The sequence below is a fragment of the Bradyrhizobium roseum genome, from assembly GCF_030413175.1.
GTDB lineage: Bacteria > Pseudomonadota > Alphaproteobacteria > Rhizobiales > Xanthobacteraceae > Bradyrhizobium > Bradyrhizobium roseum.
The window spans coordinates 4,156,128-4,180,672 of record NZ_CP129212.1; the positions used below are offsets into that span (position 1 = coordinate 4,156,128).

At 64.5% G+C, this 24,545-nt stretch carries 25 protein-coding genes; 15 read left to right on the plus strand and 10 right to left on the minus strand.

Annotation, left to right across the window (positions count from 1 at the left end; all coding sequences use genetic code 11):
- The first annotated feature begins 20 nt into the window (after positions 1–20).
- Positions 21–1,226: an MFS transporter gene (locus QUH67_RS20035; RefSeq protein WP_300940602.1), complete on the plus strand. Its 1,206-nt coding sequence runs from the start codon at positions 21–23 to the stop codon at positions 1,224–1,226.
- Positions 1,227–1,246: 20 nt separating this feature from the next.
- Here QUH67_RS20035 and QUH67_RS20040 read toward each other — a convergent pair whose 3' ends face one another.
- Complete coding sequence (locus tag QUH67_RS20040) at positions 1,247–1,699, minus strand: DNA polymerase III subunit chi (RefSeq protein WP_300940603.1); 453 nt, start codon at positions 1,697–1,699, stop codon at positions 1,247–1,249.
- Between the two features lie 15 nt (positions 1,700–1,714).
- Entirely contained in the window at positions 1,715–3,217 is a 1,503-nt protein-coding gene (locus tag QUH67_RS20045; protein WP_300940605.1) for a leucyl aminopeptidase, read from the minus strand.
- A 346-nt stretch (positions 3,218–3,563) separates the two neighbouring features.
- Here QUH67_RS20045 and lptF point away from each other — a divergent pair, with 346 nt between their 5' ends.
- The 7 genes from lptF (at position 3,564) to QUH67_RS20080 (ending at position 12,349) form a co-directional block, all read left to right on the plus strand.
- Positions 3,564–4,733: an LPS export ABC transporter permease LptF gene (gene lptF, locus QUH67_RS20050; protein WP_300940607.1), complete on the plus strand. Its 1,170-nt coding sequence runs from the start codon at positions 3,564–3,566 to the stop codon at positions 4,731–4,733.
- A complete protein-coding gene (lptG, locus tag QUH67_RS20055; RefSeq protein WP_300940609.1) occupies positions 4,730–5,833 on the plus strand; it encodes an LPS export ABC transporter permease LptG in 1,104 nt (367 codons plus the stop codon). The genes lptF and lptG overlap by 4 nt, the downstream gene beginning before the upstream one ends.
- Positions 5,833–8,331, plus strand: a complete 2,499-nt coding sequence (locus tag QUH67_RS20060) for an LPS-assembly protein LptD (RefSeq protein ID WP_407080337.1) — start codon at positions 5,833–5,835, stop codon at positions 8,329–8,331. Before lptG ends, QUH67_RS20060 begins: the two co-directional genes overlap by 1 nt.
- 74 nt (positions 8,332–8,405) lie before the next feature.
- A complete protein-coding gene (locus QUH67_RS20065) occupies positions 8,406–9,350 on the plus strand; it encodes a peptidylprolyl isomerase (RefSeq protein ID WP_300940612.1) in 945 nt (314 codons plus the stop codon).
- A 13-nt stretch (positions 9,351–9,363) separates the two neighbouring features.
- On the plus strand, positions 9,364–10,398 hold the full coding sequence (pdxA, locus tag QUH67_RS20070; RefSeq protein ID WP_300940613.1) for a 4-hydroxythreonine-4-phosphate dehydrogenase PdxA: 1,035 nt from the start codon (positions 9,364–9,366) through the stop codon (positions 10,396–10,398).
- Positions 10,395–11,261 carry a 16S rRNA (adenine(1518)-N(6)/adenine(1519)-N(6))-dimethyltransferase RsmA gene (gene rsmA / locus QUH67_RS20075; protein ID WP_300940614.1) on the plus strand — a complete coding sequence of 289 codons (867 nt, stop codon included), beginning with the start codon at positions 10,395–10,397 and terminating at the stop codon, positions 11,259–11,261. Before pdxA ends, rsmA begins: the two co-directional genes overlap by 4 nt.
- Positions 11,262–11,290: 29 nt before the next feature.
- A complete protein-coding gene (locus tag QUH67_RS20080; RefSeq protein ID WP_300940616.1) occupies positions 11,291–12,349 on the plus strand; it encodes an alcohol dehydrogenase in 1,059 nt (352 codons plus the stop codon).
- Between the two features lie 837 nt (positions 12,350–13,186).
- Here QUH67_RS20080 and QUH67_RS20085 read toward each other — a convergent pair.
- Positions 13,187–13,429, minus strand: a complete 243-nt coding sequence (locus QUH67_RS20085) for a DUF6894 family protein (protein ID WP_300940618.1) — start codon at positions 13,427–13,429, stop codon at positions 13,187–13,189.
- Positions 13,430–13,688: 259 nt separating this feature from the next.
- Here QUH67_RS20085 and QUH67_RS20090 point away from each other — a divergent pair, with 259 nt between their 5' ends.
- The 3 genes from QUH67_RS20090 to QUH67_RS20100 all read left to right on the plus strand — a co-directional run bounded on the left by QUH67_RS20090 (position 13,689) and on the right by QUH67_RS20100 (position 14,322).
- Positions 13,689–13,847 (plus strand): hypothetical protein, encoded by a 159-nt coding sequence (locus QUH67_RS20090; RefSeq protein WP_300940620.1) that lies wholly within the window; start codon positions 13,689–13,691, stop codon positions 13,845–13,847.
- Between the two features lie 54 nt (positions 13,848–13,901).
- Positions 13,902–14,045, plus strand: coding sequence for a hypothetical protein (locus QUH67_RS20095; protein WP_300940621.1), 144 nt, complete (start codon positions 13,902–13,904; stop codon positions 14,043–14,045).
- A 97-nt stretch (positions 14,046–14,142) separates the two neighbouring features.
- Entirely contained in the window at positions 14,143–14,322 is a 180-nt protein-coding gene (locus QUH67_RS20100) for a hypothetical protein (protein ID WP_300940623.1), read from the plus strand.
- Positions 14,323–14,400: 78 nt separating this feature from the next.
- Here QUH67_RS20100 and QUH67_RS20105 read toward each other — a convergent pair whose 3' ends face one another.
- Positions 14,401–14,721 (minus strand): hypothetical protein, encoded by a 321-nt coding sequence (locus QUH67_RS20105; protein ID WP_300940624.1) that lies wholly within the window; start codon positions 14,719–14,721, stop codon positions 14,401–14,403.
- A 270-nt stretch (positions 14,722–14,991) separates the two neighbouring features.
- On the opposite strand from QUH67_RS20105, the gene QUH67_RS20110 reads away from it, so the two are divergent.
- The 4 genes from QUH67_RS20110 (at position 14,992) to QUH67_RS20125 (ending at position 18,805) form a co-directional block, all read left to right on the plus strand.
- Positions 14,992–16,344, plus strand: coding sequence for a caspase family protein (locus tag QUH67_RS20110; RefSeq protein ID WP_300940625.1), 1,353 nt, complete (start codon positions 14,992–14,994; stop codon positions 16,342–16,344).
- Between the two features lie 32 nt (positions 16,345–16,376).
- A complete protein-coding gene (locus tag QUH67_RS20115) occupies positions 16,377–16,868 on the plus strand; it encodes a hypothetical protein (protein WP_300940626.1) in 492 nt (163 codons plus the stop codon).
- A 34-nt stretch (positions 16,869–16,902) separates the two neighbouring features.
- Positions 16,903–17,418: a hypothetical protein gene (locus QUH67_RS20120; protein WP_300940628.1), complete on the plus strand. Its 516-nt coding sequence runs from the start codon at positions 16,903–16,905 to the stop codon at positions 17,416–17,418.
- Between the two features lie 205 nt (positions 17,419–17,623).
- Entirely contained in the window at positions 17,624–18,805 is a 1,182-nt protein-coding gene (locus tag QUH67_RS20125; protein WP_300940629.1) for a hypothetical protein, read from the plus strand.
- 22 nt (positions 18,806–18,827) lie between these two features.
- Here the strand turns inward: QUH67_RS20125 and gmk are convergent, their stop codons facing one another.
- From gmk to fabG, 6 genes are all read right to left on the minus strand, one after another.
- The gene (gene gmk / locus QUH67_RS20130; protein ID WP_300940630.1) at positions 18,828–19,481 is read right to left on the minus strand and encodes a guanylate kinase; all 654 of its coding nucleotides are present in this window, start codon (positions 19,479–19,481) and stop codon (positions 18,828–18,830) included.
- Positions 19,482–19,484: 3 nt separating this feature from the next.
- On the minus strand, positions 19,485–20,372 hold the full coding sequence (locus tag QUH67_RS20135) for a YicC/YloC family endoribonuclease (protein ID WP_300940631.1): 888 nt from the start codon (positions 20,370–20,372) through the stop codon (positions 19,485–19,487).
- A 123-nt stretch (positions 20,373–20,495) separates the two neighbouring features.
- On the minus strand, positions 20,496–21,776 hold the full coding sequence (mltG, locus tag QUH67_RS20140) for an endolytic transglycosylase MltG (protein WP_300940632.1): 1,281 nt from the start codon (positions 21,774–21,776) through the stop codon (positions 20,496–20,498).
- A gap of 125 nt (positions 21,777–21,901) precedes the next feature.
- Positions 21,902–23,167: a beta-ketoacyl-ACP synthase II gene (fabF, locus tag QUH67_RS20145; protein ID WP_300940633.1), complete on the minus strand. Its 1,266-nt coding sequence runs from the start codon at positions 23,165–23,167 to the stop codon at positions 21,902–21,904.
- A 96-nt stretch (positions 23,168–23,263) separates the two neighbouring features.
- Positions 23,264–23,503 carry an acyl carrier protein gene (locus tag QUH67_RS20150; protein WP_008969609.1) on the minus strand — a complete coding sequence of 80 codons (240 nt, stop codon included), beginning with the start codon at positions 23,501–23,503 and terminating at the stop codon, positions 23,264–23,266.
- 304 nt (positions 23,504–23,807) lie between these two features.
- Positions 23,808–24,545, minus strand: coding sequence for a 3-oxoacyl-[acyl-carrier-protein] reductase (gene fabG / locus QUH67_RS20155; RefSeq protein ID WP_300940636.1), 738 nt, complete (start codon positions 24,543–24,545; stop codon positions 23,808–23,810).

A 24,545-nucleotide genomic window follows, 5' to 3' on the forward strand; every position in this document is an offset into this window, starting at 1 on the left:
TTCCCGTCCGGGAGAGGAACATGACCGAACTCGCCGCGCCGTTGAGAGAAGCCGACATGCAGGGCGAGCCGTCGGGCACTGCCCTGCGCAGCCTCGTCATCGGGCTCACCGCTTTTCTTACCGTCGTCGATCTGTTTGCGACCCAAGCCATTCTGCCGTCACTGACGAAGCACTACGGCGTCACACCGGCCGCCATGGGCTTTGCGGTCAACGCCACGACGATGGGCATGGCGATCGCCAGTCTCGTGATCGGCTTCCTCAGTCCGCGCATCGATCGCAGGCGCGGCATCCTGATCAGCCTGGTGTTGCTCGCGATACCGACCACGCTTCTCGCAACGGCGCCCGGTCTGACGACGTTTACGATCCTGCGCATCATGCAGGGGCTGTGCATGGCCTCTGCCTTCGCGCTCACCCTCGCCTATCTCGGCGAGCAGTGCGGCGCCATGGACGCCGGCGGAGCGTTCGCGGCCTATATCGCCGGCAATGTCGCCAGCAATCTGGTCGGTCGCCTGATGTCGGCGGCCATAGCCGACACGTTCGGGCTCGCTTCGAACTTCTACTTCTTCGCGGCCCTGAACCTGGCCGGCGCCGCGCTGGTGTATTTCACGATCCGGCAGGTCCCGCCAATGCACGCGACCCAGGTGCTGCAGCGGCCGTTCGCCGCGATGGCCGCTCATTGGCGGGCGCCGCGGCTGAGAGCGGCATTCATCATCGGCTTCTGCATCCTGTTCGCCTTCATCGGCACGTTCACCTTTGTCAATTTCGTGCTGGTACGGCCGCCTCTGGCGCTGGGCATGATGGACATCGGCCTCGTCTACTTCGTCTTCGCGCCATCGGTGGCCACGACATTGCTCGCCGGCAAAGCCGTGAAGCGGTTTGGCGCGCGGTCCTCGATCCGCGCGGCGCTCGGCGTTGCTGCCGCTGGGCTGCCATTGATGCTGCTCCCAAACCTCGCGGCCGTTCTGGCGGGCATGGTGCTGGTCGGCGTCGGCACGTTCTTCGCACAGGCCTGCGCCACCGGGTTCGTCGGCCAGGCAGCGCAGGAGGCGCGCGGCATCGCCAGCGGGTCCTATCTCGCGAGCTATTTTCTCGGCGGCTTGACCGGCAGCGCCGTGCTGGGCCGCCTGTTCGATCAGTTCGGGTGGCCGGCCTGTCTTGCGGGCATCGCAGCGTCCCTACTCGTAGCGTGGCTGCTTTCAGTGAAACTAACCGACGCCGAGCGCTAGCCTATGCCATCGATGCGCGGTCATTGCTTGCGCTGCCAGCGGCCGCGCTCGTCGGTCTGCCAATAGGTCAGGTCGAACCCGCGCGTCTTGCAATCGGCCCAGGCGCCGCGCGCCGCCGCCAAGGCCTCGTCATCGTCGCCGTTGAAGACCAGCACGATCCGCTCGTAGGTCTCGCAATCGGCCGGCAACGCCGCGTTGTCGATCAGGAAGCGGACATTGGCCTTGTTGGGATTGCCCTCCTCGACCGACAGAATGATCGGCTGGTCCTGCGCATCCGCGGCGCGCCATGTGGCGTGCGGCAGGAACGAATCGTCGCTGTAGGTCCATAGATGCGCATCGAGCGCCTCGGTGCGCTCCGGCGACGTCGACTGCACGACCACGCGCCAGCCGCGCTCCAGCGATTTCTCCAGGAGCGGCGGCAACACGCCTTCGAGCGACATGCCCTGCAAATGATAGAACAGGATTTCCGTCATCGCCCCGCGACCAACCTATTTGCCGGCTTCGTAATATTCCGCGACCAGGCGATCCAGCAGGCGAACGCCGTAACCGGAACCCCAGGAGTGGTTGATGTCGGTTTTCGGCGCGCCCATCGCGGTGCCCGCGATGTCGAGATGCGCCCACGGCGTGTTGTCGACGAATCGCTGCAGGAATTGCGCGGCCGTGATCGAACCGCCATTGCGCGCCCCGGTGTTCTTCATGTCGGCGAACTGCGAATCGATCTGCTTGTCGTATTCGGGGCCGAGCGGCATGCGCCAGACGCGCTCGCCGGTCTCGTTGCCGATCTTGCTCAACCGTTCCGCCAGTTCGTCGTTGTTGGAGAACATGCCGGCATATTCGGTGCCGAGTGCCACCATGATCGCGCCGGTGAGTGTCGCCAGATCGACCATGAATTTCGGCTTGTACTTCTTGGTCACGTACCAGAGCACGTCGGCCAGCACGAGCCGGCCTTCGGCATCGGTGTTGATGATCTCGATGGTCTGCCCCGACATCGAGGTGACGATGTCGCCGGGACGCTGGGCATTGCCGTCGGGCATGTTCTCGACCAGGCCAATGGCGCCGATCGCATTGACCTTGGCCTTGCGGCCGGCCAGCGCATGCATCAGTCCGACCACGCAGGCCGCGCCGCCCATGTCGCCCTTCATGTCCTCCATGCTGCCAGCGCCCTTGATGGAAATGCCGCCGGTATCGAAGCAGACCCCCTTGCCGATGAACGCAACGGGCTGGCCGCCCTTCTTGCCGCCGTTCCAGCGCATGACGACCATGCGGCCCGGCTGCGTCGAGCCCTGCGCAACACCGAGCAGCGCGCCCATGCCGAGTTTCGTCATCGCCTTGACGTCGAGCACCTCGACCTGGACGCCGAGTTTCCTGAGCTGGCTGGCGCGGCGGGCGAATTCGACCGGGTACAGCACGTTCGGCGGCTCGTTGACGAGTTCGCGCGCGATCACCACGCCATCCACGACGTGGGATGTCGGCGCAAACGCCTTGCGTGCGGCGGCGACATCCTCCACCGCAATCGAAACACTGGCGCGCAACTCGCCGTTCTCATTATCCTTTTTCTTGGTCTTGTAGCGGTCGAACTTGTAGGCGCGCAGCCGGATGCCCGCGCCGATCGAAGCCGCCGCCGCCGGTGACATGGCCCCCTCGGGCAGTTCGGCGATCACCGTGACCTGCTCGCTGGCGGCGTTGAGCCGGCCCGCGGTCACGCCACCGAATTTGAGGAAATCCTTTTCCTTGATATCGGCCGCCTTGCCGACGCCGACCACGATCAAACGGTCCGTCTTGAGTCCCTCCGGCGCCGGAATGTCGAGCACAGAGCCGCTCTTGCCCTTGAACTGGTTGGCCGCGGCCGCCCGCTTCACGGTGTCGGTGGCCTTGCCCAGCGCCTTCCGGGTCGTCTCGCCGAACTTCAATTGATCGTCACTGAACGCCACGAGAACGCCACGCGGGGCTGTGGAAAAAGCGACAAAGCCGACCTTGACGGCGTCGGACATGGGTAACCCTCCAGAATTGAGGCTGCTGACGGGTCCGGAATTAGGCCCGTTTGGATGGAATATCTCGCTTCGCAACGGCCCAAATCGTTCGGGATCCGTGTTTTCCGCACTATGGCCCGCCAGCCGCCTGACTGCCAAGCGCCGCCGTGGCCGGAAGGCCACAAGAAATGAATTATTAACCACATATAGGCCGCGCCATGGCTCGGCCATTTTGTTGACGGATCAAAGGGATGGTAATGAGAGTGTAGACGGCTGGCGGTTAGCGGCCCGACCAAGGGGACCCCTTGAAAAAGGGATTGGTCGGAAGCCGGCGTTCGGGCGCGCAAGGTGGGAACGTACGGTAGCGATGGGGTCGATCGACAGGTACATCTTCAAAACGACGCTCGCGTCGTTTGCGCTTGTGCTGGTCAGCCTCACCGGCGTGATCTGGATTACCCAGGCGTTGCGCGGCATCGACCTGATGACGAGCCAAGGCCAGACCATCGTCACCTTTCTCGGCATCACCAGCCTGGTGATTCCGGCGCTGATATTGGTCATCGCGCCGATCGCGCTGATGATTGCGATCTCGCACACGCTGAACAAGCTCGCCACCGATTCCGAAATCATCGTGATGAATGCCGCGGGCTTCTCCCCGTTCCGGCTGTTCCGCCCGTTTTTCTTCGCCACCTGCGTGGTCGCGGCCATGGTCATCTTCATCGCCGCTTTTCTCGCGCCCGACGGCCTGCGCCGGATCAAGCAATGGGACGCCGAGATCACCGCCGATGTGCTGACCAACATCCTGCAACCCGGGCGTTTCGCCCAGCTCGACCAGAATCTGACGATTCGCATCCGCGAACGCCGGCCCGGCGGTGAGCTCGGCGGCATCTTCGTCGACGACCGCCGCGATCCCAAGGAGCGCGTCACCATCATTGCCGACCGCGGCACGGTGCTGAAGAATGAAAACGGCTCCTATTTGGTGCTCGAGGACGGCAACCTCGAACGTTTCGAGACCGGAAAACGCGATCCGGCGCTGGTGGCTTTCGCCCGCTACGCCTTCGACATGTCAAAGTTCTCCAACCGCGGCCGCGACGTCGCGTTGGGCATTCGCGAGCGCTATCTGTGGGAGCTGGTGTCGCCCCCGGAGAACGATCCGGTCTTCAAGCAACTGTCCGGCCAGTTTTACGCCGAGCTGCATGACCGCTTCCTGGCACCGGTCTATCCGTTCGCATTCGCCGTCCTGACCTTTGCCTTTCTGGGTTCACCGCGCACCACGCGCCAGAGCCGCAATTTCTCGATCGGCGGATCGATCCTGGCGGTGTTCGGCCTGCGCATGGCGGGATTCGCCTGCTCGGTGATGACGGTGAAGACGCCCTCCATGGCGGCCGTGCAATATCTGATGCTGTTCGGCTCGATCGGCATCGGGCTGTGGATGATCGTCGGCGGCGTCGTGGTGGAGCCGCCGGCGGCGCTGATGGAGGCCATCAACCGGTCGAACGCCCGACTGGCGCGACTCTTTGGGCGGCCGGCCACCGCATGAGCATGATGACCAACACCCTCGGGCGATACTTTGCCGGCCGCTTCCTGGTCTCGGCGGTGGGCGTGTTCGCGAGCATTTTCGTGCTGCTGGTGCTGGTCGACTACATCGAAATGGTCCGCAAGACCTCCGGGCTGGCGTCGGCCTCTGCGATCACGGTGGCGCAGACCTCGCTCTACCGGGTGCCGCAACTGCTCGAAAAGCTGATGCCGTTCTGCGTCCTGATCGGCGCCATGACCTGCTACCTGGCGCTGTCGCGACGGCTCGAACTGGTGGTCGCGCGCGCCGCCGGCGTCTCCGCCTGGCAGTTCATCTTTCCGGCGTTGGCCAGTTCCATCATCCTCGGTACCCTCGCTACCGTGGCCTATAATCCGATGTCGGCGAACCTGCGCGAGCTCTCCAAGCGGATGGAAGCCGAACTGTTCGGTTCGGCGCCGGGCGGCGGCATCCAGGACGCCTCCGGCTTCTGGCTCAACCAGATCACCAACGACGGACAGTCGATCATCAATGCGGCGCGCAGCGAGCAGCAGGGCGTCCGCCTGACCGGGCTGACCTTGTTCCGATTCGGTCCCGGCCCGAAGCTCGAGTTCGAGGAGCGAATCGAAGCGCGCGAAGCCACCCTGGAAGAGGGGCGCTGGGCCTTCAAATCGGTACGTCGGTACTCCCTAGACAAACCTCCGGTTGATCAGGACACATACTACCTCCCGACCACCCTGACCCCGGCCCAGGTTCGCAACAGCTTCTCGACCCCGGAAACCGTGTCCTTTTGGCAACTGCCGGGCTATATCCGCTCATCCGAAAGCTCCGGCTTTGCAACCGCGGGCTACCGTTTGCAGTACCAGAAGCTCATTGCACAGCCGTTTTTGCTGGCTGCAATGGTCATGTTGGCGGCCTCCGTGAGCCTTGGCTTCTTCCGGATGGGCGGCGTTCAAAAGATGGTTTTAAGTGGCGTGGGCGCAGGGTTTCTGCTCTACGTTCTATCGAAAGTTACTGAAGATTTGAGCAAGGCTGAGTTGATGCATCCGATCGCTGCGGCGTGGTTGCCCGTCTGTGTGGGTGGCCTCACCGGCTTTTTGGCCTTGCTGTACCAGGAGGACGGGTAGTGGCCGTTGTCGCCGCCCGCCAGTTTAGGTCGCCTGCGTTGAGGCGGAGCACCCCCGTGCGCCGCTATCGAGCCCGCTTGGCCGCCGTTGGCGTCGCTATGTTTACCGTTCTCGCCGGGATCGTCCTGGCGGGCTCGCTCGAGCTTGCGCTGACCGCGCCGGCCGCAGCGCAAAGCTTCACCTACAATCCACGTCCGCCGAAACCGCCGCCACGCCCCGTCACCAACGACGGCAGGATGACCGTGCAAGCGGTCGAGGTGGATTACGACTACAACAATCAGCGCGTGTCGGCCGTCGGCAACGTGCAGATGTTCTACAACGGCACCAGCGTGGAGGCCGACAAGGTCATCTACGACCAGAAGACCAAGCGGCTGCATGCGGAGGGCAACATCCGCCTGACCGATGCGGAAGGCAAAGTCACCTACGCCAACGTCATGGACCTGAGCGACGACTATCGCGACGGGTTCGTCGATTCGCTGCGCGTCGACACCGAGGACGCGACGCGGATGGCGGCGACGCGCGCCGACCGTTCCGCCGGCAATTACACCGTGTTCGAAAACGGCGTGTACACCGCCTGCGCGCCCTGCAAGGACAATCCGAAGAAGCCGCCGCTGTGGCAGGTCAAGGGTGCGCGCATCATCCACGACCAGACCGACAAGATGCTGTACTTCGAAAACGCGCAGCTCGAGTTCTTCGGCGTGCCGATGGCCTACCTGCCGTATTTCTCGACGCCCGATCCGACCGTCAAGCGCAAGACCGGCTTCCTGATGCCGGCCTACTCGACGGTCACCGGCTACGGCTACGGCGTGGAAACCCCGTTCTACTGGGCGATCGCGCCGGACTATGACGCGACCTTCAATCCGCGCTTCACCACCAAGCAAGGCGTGCTGTTGCAGGGCGAATTCCGCCAGCGCCTGATCAACGGCTCCTACCAGATCCGCGCCTACGGCATCGATCAGCTCGACAAGGGCGCCTATGCCGGCCAGCCCGGCGACCGCCAGTTCCGCGGCGGATTCGACACCAAGGGTCAGTTCGCGCTCAACGACAAATGGGTCTGGGGCTGGGACGGCGTCCTGCTGTCGGATTACTATTTCTTCTCGGACTATCGGCTGGCCCAGTACAAGGACCCGCTGGGCTCGTTCCTGAGCCTTCCGACGGAAGCCATCTCGCAGCTCTATCTGACCGGCGTCGGCAACCGCAGCTTCTTCGATGCGCGCACGATCTACTACCTGTCGTTCTCCGGCAGCCAGGACAAGGTGCCGGTGATCCATCCGGTGATCGACTACAGCAACGTCCTCAACCACCCGGTCCTCGGCGGCGAGGTCAGCTACAAGACCAATTTCACCAGCCTGTCGCGCACCACCGCGGCGTTCGACCCGATCACGACGTTGGCCAACACCAACGGCCTGTGCCTCACCGCATCGGCCGACCCGCTGGCCCGCCTGCCCTCGCAGTGCCTGCTGCGCGGCATGCCCGGCACCTACACGCGGCTGACCGCCGAAGCGCAGTGGCGCAAGTCGTATACCGATCCGATCGGCCAGATCTGGACGCCGTTCGCGATCATGCGCGCCGACGCCATCAACGCCTCGATCTCGAACCAGCCCGGCGTTTCGAACTTCCTGCCGGTCGGCGACACCCAGGCGGTCCGCCTGATGCCGACGGTCGGTCTCGAATACCGCTATCCCTTCATCAACGTTCAGCCCTGGGGCACCACGACGATCGAGCCGATCGCGCAGATCATCGCCCGTCCGAACGAGACCTTCGCCGGCAGGCTGCCGAACGAGGACGCGCAGAGCATGGTGTTCGACGCCAGCAACCTGTTCGCGGTCGACAAGTTCTCCGGCTACGACCGCGTCGAAGGCGGCGGCCGCGCCAATGTCGGCGTGCAGGCGACCACGCAGTTCGACCGCGGCGGCAGCGTCAACGTGCTGTTCGGCCAGTCCTACCAGCTGTTCGGGATGAACTCGTTCGCGGTGGTGGACGCGACCAATACCGCGCTGAATTCCGGCCTGCAGAACCCGCGCTCCGATTACGTCGCCCGCATCAACTATTCGCCAAACCGGACCTACACGTTCAGCGTCCGCTCGCGCATGGACGAGGCGACGCAGAACATCAACCGCTTCGAGGCCGAGGGCCGCGCCGCCTTCGACCGCTGGTCGGTGAGCATGATCTACGGCAATTACGCCGCGCAGCCGGAACTCGGCTATCTGACCAAGCGTGAGGGCCTGCTCGGCAGCGCCTCGGTCAAGGTGGCGTCGAACTGGGTGGTGTCGGGCTCGGCGCGCTGGGATCTTGAAGCCAACAAGCTGAACCAGTACATCGTCGGCGCCGGCTATGTGGACGACTGCTTCGTGCTGGCGGCCAACTACGTCACCTCCTACAACTACGCCGCGGCGGGGACGACGCCGCCGGTGCTCAGCCACGCTTTCATGCTGCAGATCGGCTTGCGGACCCTGGCGAATTCGTCTTCGACAGCCGGCAGCAACGGCGTCCAGTAACGTGAGGCCTTACACCGTGCCGGACGGTACCCAGCGTAGCGCGGTACGAATGTGTTGATACGGCTGATATGACCATGACGACCATCAAGCTCCTTTCGCGCCGGCACCGGTCCAGTATTCGGTCCCTCGGCGCCGGCTGCGCCGTGGCGATCGCCGTGCTCGCCGGCGGGATTTCGCCGCTGCCGGCGCAGACCATCGCCTGCATGATCAACGGCGAGCCGATCACCAACATGGACATCGAGCAGCGCACCAAGCTCAACTTCCTGACCACGCGCAAACAGATGCCGCGGCAGGAGGTGCTCGACGAGCTGACCAACGAGAAGGTGAAGCTCAAGGAGGCCAAGCGATTTGGCGTCGATCCCTCCGCCAGCGACGTCGATCAGGCCTTTGCGAGCATGAGCCAGAGGATGCGGCTGTCGCCCGAGCAACTGACCAAGACGCTGGAGGGCCAGGGTGTGCGGCCGGAAACGCTGAAGGCCCGCCTCAAGGCCGAGATGGTCTGGGGCAGCCTGGTGCGCGGCCGCTTCAAGGAGAGCCTGCAGGTCGGCGAGAAGGAAGTCGCCGCCGCCGCCGGCGATTCGGCCCAGGTCGATGCGTTCGAATACAAGCTGCGGCCGATCGTGCTGATCGTGCCGCGCGGCTCGGCGTCCGTCACGGTCGACCAGCGGCGCAAGGAAGCCGAAAGCCTGCGCGAGCGGGTCAAGAGCTGCGACGAGGCGAACGCCTACTTCAAGTCGATGCAGAACGCCGCGATCCGCGACACCGTCACCAAGACCTCGGCCGACATTCCGGGGCCACTTCGTGAACTGCTGGACAAGACGCCGGTCGGTCATTTGACCCCGCCGGAGATCACCAAGCAGGGCGTCGAGATGGTGGCGCTGTGCGAGCGGAAGCCGACCAAGGTCGATACGCCGAAGAAGCGGGAAATCCGCGAGAAGATGTTCACCGAGAAGTACGAGGCGAAACAGAAGGCCTACCTCGCCGACATCCGCAAAGCCGCGATGATCGAGTGTCGCTGATGGCCGGGCTCTGATGGCCGAGGTTCAAAAGAGCGGGCCTCAGGAGACCAGGCCTCTCGCCCTGACATCCGGCGAACCGGCGGGCATCGGCCCCGATATCGCCCTGGCCGCGTGGATGCGGCGCGGCGAACTCGACCTTCCGCCGTTCTATCTGCTCGGCGATCGCGCCTTCTTCGCCGAGCGTGCGAAAATCCTCGGACTGCGCGTCGCGTTTGCCGATGCGACCCCTGAGGAAGCGGTCGCGGCCTTTGCAAAAGCCCTGCCCGTGGCGGCGACGGGCGAAATCGCCACCGCCCGCCCCGGACAGCCCGACGACACCAGCGCGACCGCAGCACTCGCCTCCATCCGCCAGGCCGTCGACCATGTGAAGCGCGGCCGGGCCGGCGCCGTCGTCACCAACCCGATCGCCAAGAGCGTGCTGTACCGCGCCGGCTTCCGTCATCCCGGCCACACCGAGTTTCTCGCCGAGCTCGCCGCCGATGGCGGCGCCGTGCCGCGGCCGGTGATGATGTTGTGGTCGCCGGCGCTCGCCGTCGTTCCCGTCACCATCCATTTGTCGCTGCGCGATGCGCTGGCGACGCTCTCGAGCGACCTGATCGTCGCGACCGCGCAGATCGCGGTGGCGGACATGAAAGCGCATTTCGGCCTCGTCCGGCCGCGACTTGCGATATCGGGCCTCAATCCGCATGCCGGCGAAGACGGCTCGCTCGGCCGCGAGGACATCGAGATCGTGACGCCCGCCATCGAGACGCTGCGCGCCGAGGGCATCGACGCCCGCGGTCCGTTGCCGGCGGATACCATGTTCCACGCGGCCGCGCGCAAGACCTATGACTGCGCCATCTGCATGTACCACGACCAGGCGCTGATCCCGATCAAGACCATCGCGTTCGAGGACGCCGTCAACGTCACGCTGGGACTGCCGTTCATTCGCACCTCGCCGGATCACGGCACAGCGTTCGACATTGCCGGCACCGGCAAGGCCAACCCGTCGAGCCTCGCCGCCGCCCTGCGGCTTGCCGCGCGGATGGCGACCACCAAACCTTCATGAGCGCGATCGACGATCTGCCGCCGCTGCGCGACGTCATTCGCGAACATTCCCTGTCGGCGCGAAAGTCCCTCGGCCAGAATTTTCTGCTCGACCTCAACCTCACCGCGCGGATCGCGCGTGCCGCGGGCCCGCTCGAAGGCGCGACCATCATCGAGGTCGGGCCCGGCCCCGGCGGGCTGACACGGGCGCTGCTGGCCTTGGGCGCCAGGCGCGTCATCGCGGTCGAGCGCGACGAGCGCGCGCTGGCGCCGCTCGACTATATTTCGAAGCGCTACCCCGGACGGCTCGAGATCGTGCACGCGGACGCGCAGCGCTTCGATCCGCGGGCGATGCTGGGCGGCGAGCGCGCCAAGATCGTCGCCAACCTGCCCTACAATATCGCCACGACGCTGTTGGTGGACTGGCTTTCGATCGAACCGTGGCCGCCCTGGTACGACATGATGGTGCTGATGTTTCAGCGCGAGGTCGCCGAGCGCATCGTCGCAGCGGAGAATGACGAGGCCTATGGGCGGCTCGCGGTGCTCGCCAACTGGCGCGCCGAGACCAAGATCCTGTTCGACATTTCGCCGGCCGCGTTCGTGCCGCAGCCCAAGGTGACTTCCTCGGTGGTGCGGCTGGTGCCGCGCCCCTCACCCGAACCATGCGACCGCCGCGCGCTCGAACAGGTGGCCGCTGCGGCGTTCGGCCAGCGCCGCAAGATGCTGCGGCAGAGTCTCAAGTCGCTGTCGGTTGATCCGGCGCGGCTGGCCGCAGCCGCCGGCGTCGACGCCACCAGGCGGGCGGAGACCATTCCGGTGTCCGGCTTTGTTGCCATGGCCCGCGAATTGACGGATATACGAGGCACAAAAACTCAACCGCTCTGAAGAAACGTCTGTTCAAGGGAGATATTGCCATGGCGCTGATGCGTCGCCAGTCGCTGGTCAAGTTCGATGCGCCGTTGTGCGAAACCATCGTCGACACGCCGAAGCCGCAGGGCCGTGAAGTCCTGGTGCGGATCGAGCGCTGTGGGCTCTGCCATTCCGACCTGCATATCCAGGACGGCTATGCCGATCTGGGCGGCGGCAAGAAGCTCGACACCACGCGCGGCATGACGCTGCCGTTCACGCTCGGCCACGAGATCGCCGGCGTCGTCGACGAGGTCGGTCCCGATGCGCCGAACGAGCTGATCGGCAAGAAGCAGGCGGTATTCCCCTGGATCGGCTGCGGCCAGTGCCGCGACTGCGCCAATGGCGACGAGAACCTCTGCGTCAAACAGCGTTTCCTCGGCGTCTCGATCGACGGCGGCTTTGCTACCCACGTGCTGGTGCCCGACGCAAAATATCTGCTGGATTACGATCCGCTGCCGGTGAACCAGGCGGCGACGCTGATGTGCTCGGGCGTTACCGCCTATGGCGCCCTGAAGCGGCTGGTCGATCGTCCGCGGCAGCGCAATCTCTTGCTGATCGGGCTCGGCGGCGTCGGCATGATGGGGCTTGCGTTCGCGCAGGCGATGTTCAAGCAGAACATCACCGTCGCCGATCTGTCGCCGGCCGCGCGCGAGACTGCGCTGAAGAACGGCGCGGCGAACGCCTACGATCCGTCCGAACCCGAAATCGTCAGACGCATCCTGAAAGAGACCGAGGGCGGGTTTGACGGCGTGGTCGATTTCGCAGGCAACGAGAAGTCGATGCAGTTTGCCGTGTCGACGGTGGCGCGCGGCGGCAAGGTCGTGGTGTCGGGCCTGATGGGCGGCAATTTCAGCCTGCCGATGGTGCAATGGGTCTACAAGCGCATGACCATCGAAGGCTTCATGGTCGGCACGTTGGCGGAAGCGAAGGAACTGATGGCGCTGGCCCGCGCCGGCAAGATCAAGCCGACGCCGATGAAGGAGGAGCCGATGGCCGATGTCCAGAAATGGATCGACGAATTGCGGGCCGGCAAGGTGGTTGGGCGCATCGTGCTGAAGAACTGAGAGCGCATCGTCGTGACGACTATCATGCGCGCCACCCATGCGGCGGCGCGCATGCGATCCTTGGCCCGAGACGTATCGTCCAGGGTGGATCGCCTAAGACAGGAACAGCAGGCTTGCCACCTGATAGAGCGCAAACGCGAGCTGGCCCATCATGAGGACAAGCGCAATCGCGAAGAGATAGAGGCCATAGTACATCGCCGCGTCACCCAGATTCGAAGAGGTCTACGCGGAAGCAACCCGACACGTGCAACGATGATTCGCTAACATGAGTCAGAGCTGAATCTTCGTCAACGAGATTTCGGCTTTTCTTCGACCGACGGGAAAAAGTGAGTCTTTTTCATCACGCCTGATGAAGCGGCGCACAACAGGGCTCGGCAAGAAAATAAATCGTCAGCGCCGATCGTCAGCCGGCTTTCGGCCCGCCGGATCCACTCTTCTGATTGCGTCCGGCGCTGCCGCCGGCGTCAGGCCGACAATATCTTGATGCCCCACCACACAACGGCGATGGCAGCGACGACGCAGGCAGCCGTGAGCGCGCGCTCCAGGACATGGATCTTCATGGTTTCCATCCCGATATCTTCGCTACCCCGCATGGACGCTATGTGATTCCAGGACATCTCGGCAATGTCGGCAGTTGCCAAACCACCTATCATCGATAACGGCGCGGGAATCGCGCCGGCATTTCCGCCTGACGAGGTATCCTGTTGCAGGAGCCGACGCCGATGAAGGAAGAGCCGATGGCCGATGGAAATGGACCGACAGGCTGCGAGCCGGCAAGGTCGCCTGACGCATCGTGCAGAGGAAGTGAGACGCGGCACGCGCGCATCCGCCGCCATGTTAGAGTGGCAGGCTGATCTCAAATGTGAATCTCACCAGCAGGACGGGTCCGGCATCATCCCGGACCTCGATCGACATCGCGTGGGAGGGCGTGCTGGTGGCGGCATGAACTGCGTCCCGCGCCATATCGGCCAGCGAACGAGCGGCCTCCATCTGAACGACTTGCATATCGCGGCATTCGAGCCCGTCGTCATCGACGAAGAGGCCATTGTCATCCCGCAAGTCGAAATAGTATCTGCGCATCGCCTTCCGGGTCCGTGAATTGGTTCACGAACTAGAAGCCCGCATCCATGCGATCCGTTCCTAAGACGTGTGACTCTTGTCACCCGATCGCCCGGACGGCGATCGCCGTCATCGCGGTGACGCGACCAACCCTCGTCGGAACAGGAACAATCGGCCACGTCGGAGATTGAGGAAACGTCGCATTCCCCGTGCGACGACGGCCGCAAAGGGTCTCGGCGCCGCCGAGGCCCTTTTGCGTCGATAGATAATGGAGGCATCGATGAGCAAGGAAACGCCGAAAGAAGATCCCAGGGAGCAAACCGACTCTGGCTCGCACGCGCAGACGAACAAGCCCTGGAAAGGCAACCCTGAAAAAGAGCAGCGATCCGGCACGAAGAAATCCGATCCGGACAAATGGCAGGAAACCAACACGCATTGAACGGCGCGGCAGGTGACTGCCCGCAAAAGCAACGAAAGCAGCGGGATCAGGCTGATGGAGATCGTGTATTTTGTTGGAGCATTGCTGCTGCTGGCCGCGCTGTTTTACGGCGCCCTGCAGTACCACTATCGGAACCGCGCCGCCGTTCGGGCCGGCCACGACGTCGTCAAGGAGCGCTACAGACAGGATGAAGCGTAGTTCTCGCTGGCGACACGGTCACGCGGCAACTCTTCCCCGCCTACGCAGGAACAAACCGCCCGCTGCCATGTTGTTCAACCTGAACGGGAGAACGTCCATGGATCGCGTAACGCGTTGCCTGCACTGCGGGAAGAGAATGGTGCCGGCGCCGAGCCTGACCGGTCGAACCAAGTTGATCTGCGTCTACTGCGACAAGACCGACCCGATGGAGAACGCGGAGACCGCCAAATGGACGGAGAGCCCGCTGGCTCAGGCTATCACCGGGACATCACCGTAAAAAGAACTTCGGATCGTCTCGCACACCGCGCCGGCCCGCGCGGCGGCGGGCTACGTCGAAAAATGAGACGTCTCAGCCTTACCGCAATCGACCGGAACAATATGATCCCATCTGCCCCGGCCTGCCGTCGATCTCATCGTCGATCGCGATAATCACCGTGGCGGCGCAGCGCTGCAGGCCGACGTTGGCGGGTTCGAGATCCATTGCCTTCATCAAATCGGGAAGCGCCGCTTTCAGATTTTTCTGCCCGATCTTGGTCTGCGCGCTGGCGATCAGTGACGAAGCGGACGGACGCGCTTCATTCGCGGTTTTGGATACGACCTCCGCGAACGCCGGCGCCGACAGGTTGACGGCAAGAACCGCCGCACAAGCCGCAATGAATGTGACTGGATTTTTCATTCTTCCCGCTCCTTTGAGTAAAACTTGGCGGGAGTAAATTCACTTCACCCGGCACCGGGTATCTCCAACCATTTCGACCAACGGACGAACCGTACAGACGTCGATGGGGAACGACTGTGAGTGGTGTCACCGTGTCGGATGTCCCCGAAAGCGAGATCCATCGAAGACATCCGCGCGTATCTGAGCACCGGCATTACCCGGGCCCACACTTTTCGCCACCCGCGCCGGCTGGTAACCTGCCGTCATTTGATGACGAGGTCTTATTTGATCATGCGCCGGCTGTTGAGCGGGAATATCCGAAAAATCGCAACCTTGGCGTCCTGGCTCGCCCTCACCCTCACAGCGCCGGCCGCCGCCGAAAAGCGCGTCGCGCTGGTGGTCGGCAATTCCGCCTATCAGAACGTCACCCGGCTGGACAATCCGCGCAACGACGCCGGCTTGATGGCGGAGACGCTCGCCAGCCTCGGCTTCACGCTGATCGGCGGCCGCGCCCAGCTCGATCTCGACAAGCCCGCGATGGACATTGCCGTGCAGAACTTCGGACGCCAGGTGCAGGGCGCCGACGTTGCGCTGTTCTATTATGCCGGCCATGGCGTGCAGGTCTCCGGCGCGAATTATCTCGTGCCGGTCACCGCCAATCCGACGCGCGAGGCCGATGTCGATTTCCAGATGGTCGACGTCAACCTCGTGCTGCGCCAGATGCAAGGCTCCGGCACGCGGCTCAACATGGTGATCCTCGACGCCTGCCGGAACAATCCGTTCGGCGCCCGCGGCTTGCGCGCCTCCGACGGCGGCCTGGCGCAGATGCGCGCGCCGGAGGGCACGCTGATCTCCTATGCGACGCAGCCGGGCAACGTCGCGCTCGACGGCACCGACGGCCACAGCCCCTATACCAGAGCGCTGGCCGGGACCATCAAGCAGGCCGGGCTCGACATCTTCCAGACTTTCAACCAGGTCGGCCTCGCCGTGAAACGCCAGACCGGCGGATCGCAGCAGCCCTGGGTGTCGTCGTCGCCGATCGACGGCAATTTCTATTTCGTGGCCCCGGCCGCGCCGTCGCAGCAGCTCGCGGTCGCGGCGCAGCCCGAGCCGCTGGCTTCGACGCTGCGTCCCGATCCCGACCGCATTCCGATCAGGGATCCGGTGCTGCTGCGCGAACTGAGCGACCGCCTGTTCGAGCTGAACTACGACCCGGAGCCTGTGGACGGCAAGAACGGCATGCGGCTGGCGATCTCCAAGTTTCAGGACAAGGTGCGGATGACGCCGAATGGCGAGGCCACCGAAGGCGTGCTGACGCGGCTGCGCAAGATGGAGGATCTGAAACCGTGGGCCTCGATCGTCTACGGCCCGGACAATGACAAATGGGGGATGTCCTGGAACCACGTGTCGCGCCGGGCCGCGATCGACGACGCGCGCGGAAAGTGCGGCGCCAGCAAATGTCCGATGGAGTTGAGTTTCTACGGCTCGCGCTGCGGCGCATTCGCGATCTCGGATGCGTCGTGGTCGCTGGTTCAGCGCGAAACCGTCCAGCAGGCCAGGAAGGCTGCGCTTGACGAGTGCGGCAAGGCTGGCAAGTCTTGCCGCATTATCGGCGCGGTCTGTGCCGACGGCTCCGGCCGCTGATTTTCAATCGAGCTATTTGGAAGCACCTGCTCATGAGAAACGCCCTGCGGGGTTCGATCCCCTTCCTTGCCTTGTCGATCTTGTTGCTGTGCGGCGGCTCGCTGGCCCACGCACAATCCGGCAGTGCGGGCGGCAGCATCGGCAATGACGAAAAATCGCTGTCCGGCTCGCGCGCGAACGAATCCGCAAAGCCGGCGCGACGCAGCCCATCCGAGGCGGACGAACCGCGCCGCGCGTCGCGAAAGAGCGGCGGTGGCGGCAACAGTTTCGACGGGGCATGGATCGTCAGCGCGGTCGGGGTCACCTGCCAGGGCTCCAGCAGCAATGCGGTCGTGGTCACCAGCGGCAAGATCATCGGCCAGAAAGCCAAGGGTACCGTCAGTCCGGACGGGACGGTGTACGGCACCTCCACCGACCAGGGCGTCACGATCATCACCACCGGCCGCCTGTCCGGCCGCAGCGGAGGCGGGACGTTCCGGCAATCGGATGGCTGCACCGGACGATGGACGGCGGCGAAGCAGTAGACGCCGCGCAGCGCGGGATTGGAAACAAGTCATCATGCAGAACAGAATTCGATCGGCGATGCGAATTGCGCTCCTGCCCTTGCTGATCTCGGCCGTGTTTCCGGCCGGTGCGGCACGGGCACAATCCGGCAGCGCCGGCGGCAGCATCGGCAACGACGAGAAATCGCTGTCCGGATCACGCGAAAAGCCGCGCGAGGTCGAATCTTCCCGGCCGGCACGCCGCGCCAGGCCCGAATCCGACGAGCCGCGGCGGACGCCGCGCGCAAGCGCGAGTGGTGGCGGCAGCGCTGGCAATTTCGACGGGACGTGGGTTGCCGTTGCCGCGGGTTCGCCGTGCGGCAGCAGCACCGAGCGGTTTGTGATTTCGGGCGGCAGGCTGTCCGGCGAGCTGAGTTCCGGGTCGGTCAGCCCCAATGGCGCGACCCGGACCGCCGGCTCGGTACAAGGTCTGAGCTGGACCAGCACCGGCCGTTTTTCCGGCCGCAGCGGCTCGGGTTCCTTCGTCCGGTCGGACGGCTGCACGGGACGCTGGACAGCTTCTAAACAGTAGCCGGAAAGCACCACCAGACCCGATGTTTTTCGCTGGTTTTCCGGCCACTTACAGCCGCCCGAATTGAGGCAGCCGACTGGCCTAAATTTTACCCCATATGATCCGGAATTGCGGCTCATTGCGACCCAAGTCTCTGACCAGATTGGCGAGGTGTAGAGTCGTGTTGCGTTAGTCGCGTTGCGTAGCGTTGCGTCCGGGGATGCGTATGTCGATCCGTTCCGTGAAGTTCGTGCCGGCTGTATTCGCCGGTGTGGTGGCCGGCATCAGCCTGGCCACCACGACGGATCTCCAAGCCCAGTTGCTGACGACTTCCGCGGAAGCCGCCATCCAGGCGCCGCAGGTCGCCGCCGACAGCTGCCTGTCCGCGCCGAAGGGCGCGACCCCGCCCGGCAGCCATTGGTATTACCGGCTCGACCGCGTCACCAAACGCCAGTGCTGGTATCTGCGCGAGGAAAGCGACTCGGCCGACGACAAGTTCGCACGCGCTGCGCCGCCCGCTTCAGCCCCGGCGACCGCTTCAGCAGCGGACGAGCCCACGCCCCAGCAGCGAACCGCCAGCCGCAAGTCCACCTCCGATAAATCGCTCTCCGATGCGCGCGCCGAATGGCAACCCCGCATCGAGGCGAATCCGCCGGCCCGAATCGAACGGACGGCTGCAACAGCCGCCCCCGCTCCGATCGTATCGAGCAGCCCGCGCGCAGCCACGCCGAACGTGCTGGCCCCGGCGCCGCTGTCGTCGATGCGATGGAATGAGGCGACCCCGACGACGCGCGCTTCGGTCAATCCAACCGATATCCAGCTCGCCGCAGCCAACGCGCCCGCAGCCCAGCTACAGCAAGCCGAGGAAGTTCAGCAGCCCGCGGTAGAACAGTATGTCCCCGCGGACGCAGCCCCGGCAAAGCCGACCGCGTCGCTGCAGAAATTGCTAGGCGTGATGGCCGCAGCCCTGGCGCTCGCCGGCCTCACGGTCAGCGCGATCGTGCGGATCGGCCGCATCCGGGCACGCCGCGCCATGCGGCGCAAGCGCCGCGCGATGTGGGATGCCGCCAAGCCGGCGAACAACAACGCGAAGGCCAAGCGGCGCGCTCCGCAGCCGCAAGCACAGCCGCAACCGGTGTTCCGTGACGAAAATGCCGTGCTGCGACGCGCGGCTGCCGCTGACGCACCCCAGCCGCGCATGGCCTCGCCCACCCGCCCGCCGCGCGAGCGGCCGCAGCAGGAGCGGCCCTACGCGCCCCAGGAACGGCGGCACGCGCCGCAGGACCGCATGCCCCAGGAGCGTATGCCGCAAGCCCGCCAGCCGCAGGATCGCGTGCCGCAGGATCGGGACAGGGAACGGCAGGTGACGGAAATGCTGTCCCGCCTCGCCCGCACCGCGCATAGCTAGATAGAAGTGAAGAACGCGCCGGTTATTTTTCCAGCTGTCGCTGCAGGTTGCGAACGAACTCGGTCAACCCGGTGCGGCGCTCGCGCTTGAGCCGCTCGGCCTTGAGGATCGACTGCACCTCGGCGAAGGCGTCATCGACGGTGTGGTTGACGACGATGTAGTCATATTCCGCCCAGTGGCTGAGTTCGTGGCTGGCGCGACTCATGCGGCCGCGAATGACCTCGTCGGAATCCTGCGCCCGGGTGTGCAGCCGCTTTTCCAGATCGGCGGCCGAGGGCGGCAGGATGAACACCCGCACCACATCGGCACTCGCCTTCTGGTGCAATTGCTGGGTGCCCTGCCAGTCGATATCGAACAGGACGTCCCGTCCTTTCGACAATGCCGCTTCGACCGGCGCGCGCGGCGTGCCGTAGAGATTGTCGAACACGGTTGCCCATTCGAGCAGTTCGCCCTGCTCGACCATCCCCTCGAACTTCGCCTTGTCGACGAAGAAGTAATCGCGTCCCTCGACCTCGCCCGGCCGCATCGGGCGCGTCGTCGCCGAGACCGACATCTTCAGGCCCGGCTCGCTTTCGAGCAGCATGCGCGACAGCGTCGTTTTGCCGGCGCCCGAAGGCGACGACAGCACGAACATCAGCCCGCGTCGCTCAACCCCGTCGAAACCAGAAGCCGCCATTCGTCACTCCAGGTTCTGGACCTGCTCGCGGAACTGCTCGACCACGTTCTTCATCTCGAGCCCGGTCTGGGTCAATTCGAGGTCGTTGGATTTGGAACAGCAGGTGTTGACCTCGCGGTTGAATTCCTGGGCGAGGAAGTCGAGCCGCCGGCCGACCGGGCCGCCCTTGCCGATCATCTCGCGGGCCTGGGCGACGTGCGAGGCGATGCGGTCGAGCTCTTCTCGGATGTCGGCCTTGGCCGCGATCAGCAGCGCTTCCTGATTGAGACGGTCGGGATCGAAACGGTCGGACGTTTCCAGCAACGCCGCGACCTGCTCGGCCAGCCGCGCCCTGATCGCTTCCGGCTTCCGGCCCGGCGCAGCCTCCGCCCTCTTCGCCAGCTTCTCGATTTCATCCATGCGCTGGATCAGAATTTGCCCAAGCGTCACGCCTTCGCGCCGGCGCATCTCGACGAGCTGGCCGAGCGCTTCTTCGAAGGCCTTTGCTGCCGCATCCCGCGCCGCCTTGTCTTCCGCCTCGTCGCTTTCGGGTTCGACGACCTCGATGACGCCCTTGATGCCGAGCAGCCCGTCGATGCTGGGCGCCACCGCGTCGATCCTGCCGGCGAGCTCGCCCGCGACCTTCACGATCGATGCCAGCACGTCTTCATTGATGCGCACGGTGGAGACCGCGTTGGCGCGCTTGATGCTGAGATTGGCGTAGACCGTGCCGCGCGACAGCACCTCGCTGGCGCGTTTCTTGGCGAGCGCCTCCAGTTCGTCCCAACCGGGCGGCAGGCGCAGGCGCACGTCCAGACCCTTGGCGTTGACGGATTTCAGCTCCCACTCGAAGGTGTATGGGCCGCTGGCGCCGTGGCTCCGGGCAAAACCGGTCATGCTCGATAGCGCCATCGCGTAACACTTTCCAAAAGACAGGGATTTCAAGACTCGAAAGGATCGCCGCGACCTTAGGCCGATTTCCGCCAAAGTGGAATTGCGTTCCCGTCGTAGCGGAAATGCCGGCTTAACGAGGGCTCAGCGCTGCACCACCGGCGACGTCGTGGTCGACTGCGCGGCGCCCTGGCGGCCCGGCGCCGTGGCCGGCGCAGCCGGACGGGCGGGCGGCTTTTTCGCCGCTCCCGTCCGCGGCGTGGCAGCGGTCGGATTGGTGTCGGCCGGACCGCCGGCCGCAGTCGGCGGCGGCGCGTCTTCCGACGGTTCGACGGTGTCGTTCTGGATCTGCTTTTCGAGCGCCCGCAGCTTGGCGACGCCCTTCTGATGCTGGTCGTAGGTCTCGGTGAAGGTGTGCCCGCCGGTGCCGTCGGCGACGAAGAACAGGTCGCGCGTGCGCGCCGGATTGGCGGCGGCTTCGAGCGAGGCGCGACCGGGATTGGCGATCGGCCCGGGCGGCAGGCCTTCGATGACGTAGGTATTGTACGGCGAAGGCTGCGTGATCTCGCTGCGCTTGATCGGCCGGCCCAGCGTTCCCTTGCCACCGACCAGGCCGTAGATGATCGTCGGGTCGGACTGCAGCTTGATTCGCTGCCGCAGGCGATTGGTGAACACGGCGGCGACGCGGCTGCGCTCATCGGCGCGGCCGGTTTCCTTCTCGATGATCGATGCCAGCGTGATGAGCTGTTCCGGTGACTTGACCAGCACGTCGGGATTGCGGCGTTCCCAGATCTCCGCGAGCACGCGCTTCTGGGTCTGCTGCATGCGCTGAATCACTTGCTCGCGCGTGGTTCCCCGCGGGAACTTGTAGGTTTCCGGCAGCAGCGTGCCCTCGCGCGGCATTTCCCGAACGCTGCCCGCGAAGATATCGTTGTCGGTCAATCGCGCCACGATCTGTTCCGACGTCAGGCCTTCCGGAATGGTGACGGCGTGCTGCACCACCTTGCCCTCGACGATGGTGGCGATGACGTCGCGCAGGCTGGCCTTCTTCTGGAAGGAATATTCGCCCGGCTTGAGGTCGGAGCTTGCCTTGAGCGCAAACACGCCGCCGATGAAGACCCAGGGATTGACGTTGATCACGCCTTCGCGGAGCAGCGCATCGGCGATGTCGCGCTTGCCGGCGCGCGAGGGGATATTGACGATCTTGTCGTCCTGCAGCGGGCCCGGGGTTTCCAACATTTGCCGGCCGTAATAATAGACCGTGCCCGCGCCGATCATCAGAATGATCAGGATGGTGATGATGGCGTTGCCGACCACGACGAAGGGATTGCGGGCACGCTCCGACCGCCGCGGCGGCGGCGGCAACTGTTCGGGCTCCAGCGCGGCGCGCGGACTACGCGGTGAAATGGGCGGCCTCTCACTCATCGATGCAACCTGAATCCTGTCGGTTCAATCGCGGCCCGGCAATCCACTGCCCGGCCGGATAGCATACGCCCGTGTGTAGAAGTCATCGCCGAATGCGGCAAAACGGTGGAGTAGTTCTAAACACCTTAGTCGCGCACGCGCTGAAGGATGACGGAGGCGTTCGTGCCCCCGAAACCGAAGGAATTCGACAGCGCGACGTTGATATCGCGCTTGCGCGCCGTTTGCGGGACCAGATCGATCGCCGTTTCCACCGACGGGTTTTCCAGATTGATGGTGGGCGGAACTACATTATCGCGAATCGCAAGGATGCTGAAAATCGCCTCGATCGCGCCGGCGGCACCGAGCAGGTGGCCGGTGGACGATTTGGTCGACGACATCGACACCCTGGAAGCGGCGTTGCCGAGCAGCCGCTCCACCGCGCCGAGCTCGATCTCGTCGCCGATCTGCGTCGAAGTGCCGTGGGCGTTGATGTAGTCGATATCGGATACCGTGATACCGGCCCGCTTGATCGCCGCACTCATGCTGCGGAAGCCGCCGTCACCGTCCGGCGAAGGCGACGTAATGTGGTAGGCGTCGCCTGACAGGCCATAGCCCACCACCTCGGCATAAATTCTGGCACCGCGCTTTTTGGCGTGCTCATATTCCTCGAGCACCACGATGCCGGCGCCCTCGCCCATCACGAAGCCATCGCGATCCTTGTCGTAGGGCCGTGAAGCCTTTTGCGGGGTCTCATTGTAGCCGGTCGAAAGCGCGCGCGCGGCGCAAAAGCCGGCCATTCCAATCCGGCAGATCGGGGACTCCGTTCCGCCCGCAACCATCACGTCGGCGTCGCCGAGCGCGATCAGGCGGGCGCCGTCGCCGATCGCATGCGCGCCGGTCGAACAGGCGGTGACCACGGAATGATTGGGGCCCTTGAGGCCGTGCTCGATCGAGACATAACCGGAGGCAAGATTGATCAGTCGCCCCGGAATGAAGAACGGCGATACCCGGCGAGGTCCGCGCTCCTTCAGCAGCAACGCCGTGTCGGCGATGCCTGAAAGACCGCCGATGCCGGAGCCGATCAGCGTGCCGGTGGCGCATTTGTCTTCTTCGGTCTGGGGATGCCAGTTGGCGTCGTCGAGCGCCTGGCGCGCAGCGGCCATTGCGAAGATGATAAAGTCGTCGACCTTGCGCTGTTCCTTTGGCTCCATCCACTGGTCGGGATTGAACGTGCCATTGCTGCCGTCGCCACGCGGAATCACGCAGGCGATCTGGCTGGTGAGATCGGCGACCTCGAACGTGTCGATCTTCTTGGCGCCGCTCTCGCCGTTGAGGATGCGCGCCCACGTTGCGTCAACGCCGCAGGCGAGCGGTGTGACCATGCCCAGCCCCGTGACGACAACCCGCCTCATATCAGAAACTCCAACCCGAAAGCGGCGGCCAAAAACAAGAAACCGGGGGACCGCTGAGAACGGCCCGTCCGGTTCTGTCGCTACCCGCCCGGGACGTCAGCTTTTCGCGTTCTTCTCGAGAAACTTCGTGGCGTCGCCGACGGTCAAAATCGTCTCGGCGGCGTCATCGGGGATTTCGCAGCCGAACTCTTCTTCAAATGCCATCACGAGCTCGACGGTGTCGAGACTGTCGGCGCCGAGGTCGTCGATGAAACTTGCGTTGTCGACAACCTTGTCGGGTTCAACACCGAGGTGCTCGACCACAATCTTCTTAACCCGCTCGCCAATCTCACTCATCGTTCAACCTCGTCCTTGTTCCATTGGACCCGACCCCAAGACGCATCAAGACGCTACGAGCTATCGTGGTCGTTAAACTTCCTTCGCTATCGCGCATAGTCTTGGATCGGCCCGGTGGAGTAGCCGACAAAGCCCCGGCGAACGGCAGGCGTCGCCACGCCAATATACAGGGTTTCAAATTCCTGCAATGGCCTTGTTTGCCCATCCGTCGGGGGTTCGGTTACCATACTTCCCAAGCCTTGACTACAAGCCTCAACCACCCCGGGAACGGCCTTTGGCCACATCGATCGGGGCGGCAAGTGGCTCAAAACATGGCCATTCCGCCGTTGACGTGAATCGTCTGACCGGTGACATAGGCCGCCTCGTTGGAGGCGAGATAGACGGCTGCCGCGGCGATGTCCTCGGGCGTACCCAGCCGCGCCGCAGGAACCTTCGCCAGGATGGTTTCGCGCTGCTTGTCGTTGAGCGCGTCCGTCATCGCCGTCTTGATAAAGCCCGGCGCGATGCAATTGGCGGTCACGTTGCGCTTGGCATATTCCGCGCCCAGCGTCTTGATCAGGCCGATGATGCCGGCCTTCGAGGCGGTGTAGTTGGCCTGGCCGGGGTTGCCGGTGACGCCGACGATCGAGGTGATGGCGATGATGCGGCCGAAGCGCTTGCGCATCATCAGCTTGGTGGCGGCGCGGGCGAGACGGAAGGTCGCGGTCAGGTTGACCTGAATGACGTCGTCCCAGTCCTCGTCGCGCAACTGCACAAAGAGATTGTCTCGCGTGATGCCGGCATTGGCGATCAGGATATCGACCTGCCCCATGGCGGCTTCGGCGGCCGGCACCAGCGCCTCGACTTGCGCGCTGTCGGAAAGGTTGCACGGCAGCACGTGGACGCGTTCGCCCAGCTTGGCCGCGAACGAATCCAGTACTTCACGGCGCGTTCCTGAGATCGCCACCGTCGCGCCCTGCCCGTGCAGCGCCTGCGCGATCGCCGCGCCAATGCCTCCGGTCGCGCCGGTCACCAGCGCCGTCCTGCCCGTCAAATCGAACAT

What these genes read in the sequence shown, in the direction of transcription:
- QUH67_RS20035 (WP_300940602.1), top strand. Translation starts at nt 21, where the DNA reads ATGACCGAACTCGCCGCGCCGTTGAGAGAAGCCGACATGCAGGGCGAG.
- QUH67_RS20040 (WP_300940603.1), bottom strand. Translation starts at nt 1,699, where the DNA reads ATGACGGAAATCCTGTTCTATCATTTGCAGGGCATGTCGCTCGAAGGC.
- QUH67_RS20045 (WP_300940605.1), bottom strand. Translation starts at nt 3,217, where the DNA reads ATGTCCGACGCCGTCAAGGTCGGCTTTGTCGCTTTTTCCACAGCCCCG.
- lptF (WP_300940607.1), top strand. Translation starts at nt 3,564, where the DNA reads ATGGGGTCGATCGACAGGTACATCTTCAAAACGACGCTCGCGTCGTTT.
- lptG (WP_300940609.1), top strand. Translation starts at nt 4,730, where the DNA reads ATGAGCATGATGACCAACACCCTCGGGCGATACTTTGCCGGCCGCTTC.
- QUH67_RS20065 (WP_300940612.1), top strand. Translation starts at nt 8,406, where the DNA reads ATGACGACCATCAAGCTCCTTTCGCGCCGGCACCGGTCCAGTATTCGG.
- pdxA (WP_300940613.1), top strand. Translation starts at nt 9,364, where the DNA reads ATGGCCGAGGTTCAAAAGAGCGGGCCTCAGGAGACCAGGCCTCTCGCC.
- rsmA (WP_300940614.1), top strand. Translation starts at nt 10,395, where the DNA reads ATGAGCGCGATCGACGATCTGCCGCCGCTGCGCGACGTCATTCGCGAA.
- QUH67_RS20080 (WP_300940616.1), top strand. Translation starts at nt 11,291, where the DNA reads ATGGCGCTGATGCGTCGCCAGTCGCTGGTCAAGTTCGATGCGCCGTTG.
- QUH67_RS20085 (WP_300940618.1), bottom strand. Translation starts at nt 13,429, where the DNA reads ATGCGCAGATACTATTTCGACTTGCGGGATGACAATGGCCTCTTCGTC.
- QUH67_RS20090 (WP_300940620.1), top strand. Translation starts at nt 13,689, where the DNA reads ATGAGCAAGGAAACGCCGAAAGAAGATCCCAGGGAGCAAACCGACTCT.
- QUH67_RS20095 (WP_300940621.1), top strand. Translation starts at nt 13,902, where the DNA reads ATGGAGATCGTGTATTTTGTTGGAGCATTGCTGCTGCTGGCCGCGCTG.
- QUH67_RS20100 (WP_300940623.1), top strand. Translation starts at nt 14,143, where the DNA reads ATGGATCGCGTAACGCGTTGCCTGCACTGCGGGAAGAGAATGGTGCCG.
- QUH67_RS20105 (WP_300940624.1), bottom strand. Translation starts at nt 14,721, where the DNA reads ATGAAAAATCCAGTCACATTCATTGCGGCTTGTGCGGCGGTTCTTGCC.
- QUH67_RS20110 (WP_300940625.1), top strand. Translation starts at nt 14,992, where the DNA reads ATGCGCCGGCTGTTGAGCGGGAATATCCGAAAAATCGCAACCTTGGCG.
- QUH67_RS20115 (WP_300940626.1), top strand. Translation starts at nt 16,377, where the DNA reads ATGAGAAACGCCCTGCGGGGTTCGATCCCCTTCCTTGCCTTGTCGATC.
- QUH67_RS20120 (WP_300940628.1), top strand. Translation starts at nt 16,903, where the DNA reads ATGCAGAACAGAATTCGATCGGCGATGCGAATTGCGCTCCTGCCCTTG.
- QUH67_RS20125 (WP_300940629.1), top strand. Translation starts at nt 17,624, where the DNA reads ATGTCGATCCGTTCCGTGAAGTTCGTGCCGGCTGTATTCGCCGGTGTG.
- gmk (WP_300940630.1), bottom strand. Translation starts at nt 19,481, where the DNA reads ATGGCGGCTTCTGGTTTCGACGGGGTTGAGCGACGCGGGCTGATGTTC.
- QUH67_RS20135 (WP_300940631.1), bottom strand. Translation starts at nt 20,372, where the DNA reads ATGGCGCTATCGAGCATGACCGGTTTTGCCCGGAGCCACGGCGCCAGC.
- mltG (WP_300940632.1), bottom strand. Translation starts at nt 21,776, where the DNA reads ATGAGTGAGAGGCCGCCCATTTCACCGCGTAGTCCGCGCGCCGCGCTG.
- fabF (WP_300940633.1), bottom strand. Translation starts at nt 23,167, where the DNA reads ATGAGGCGGGTTGTCGTCACGGGGCTGGGCATGGTCACACCGCTCGCC.
- QUH67_RS20150 (WP_008969609.1), bottom strand. Translation starts at nt 23,503, where the DNA reads ATGAGTGAGATTGGCGAGCGGGTTAAGAAGATTGTGGTCGAGCACCTC.
- fabG (WP_300940636.1), bottom strand. Translation starts at nt 24,545, where the DNA reads ATGTTCGATTTGACGGGCAGGACGGCGCTGGTGACCGGCGCGACCGGA.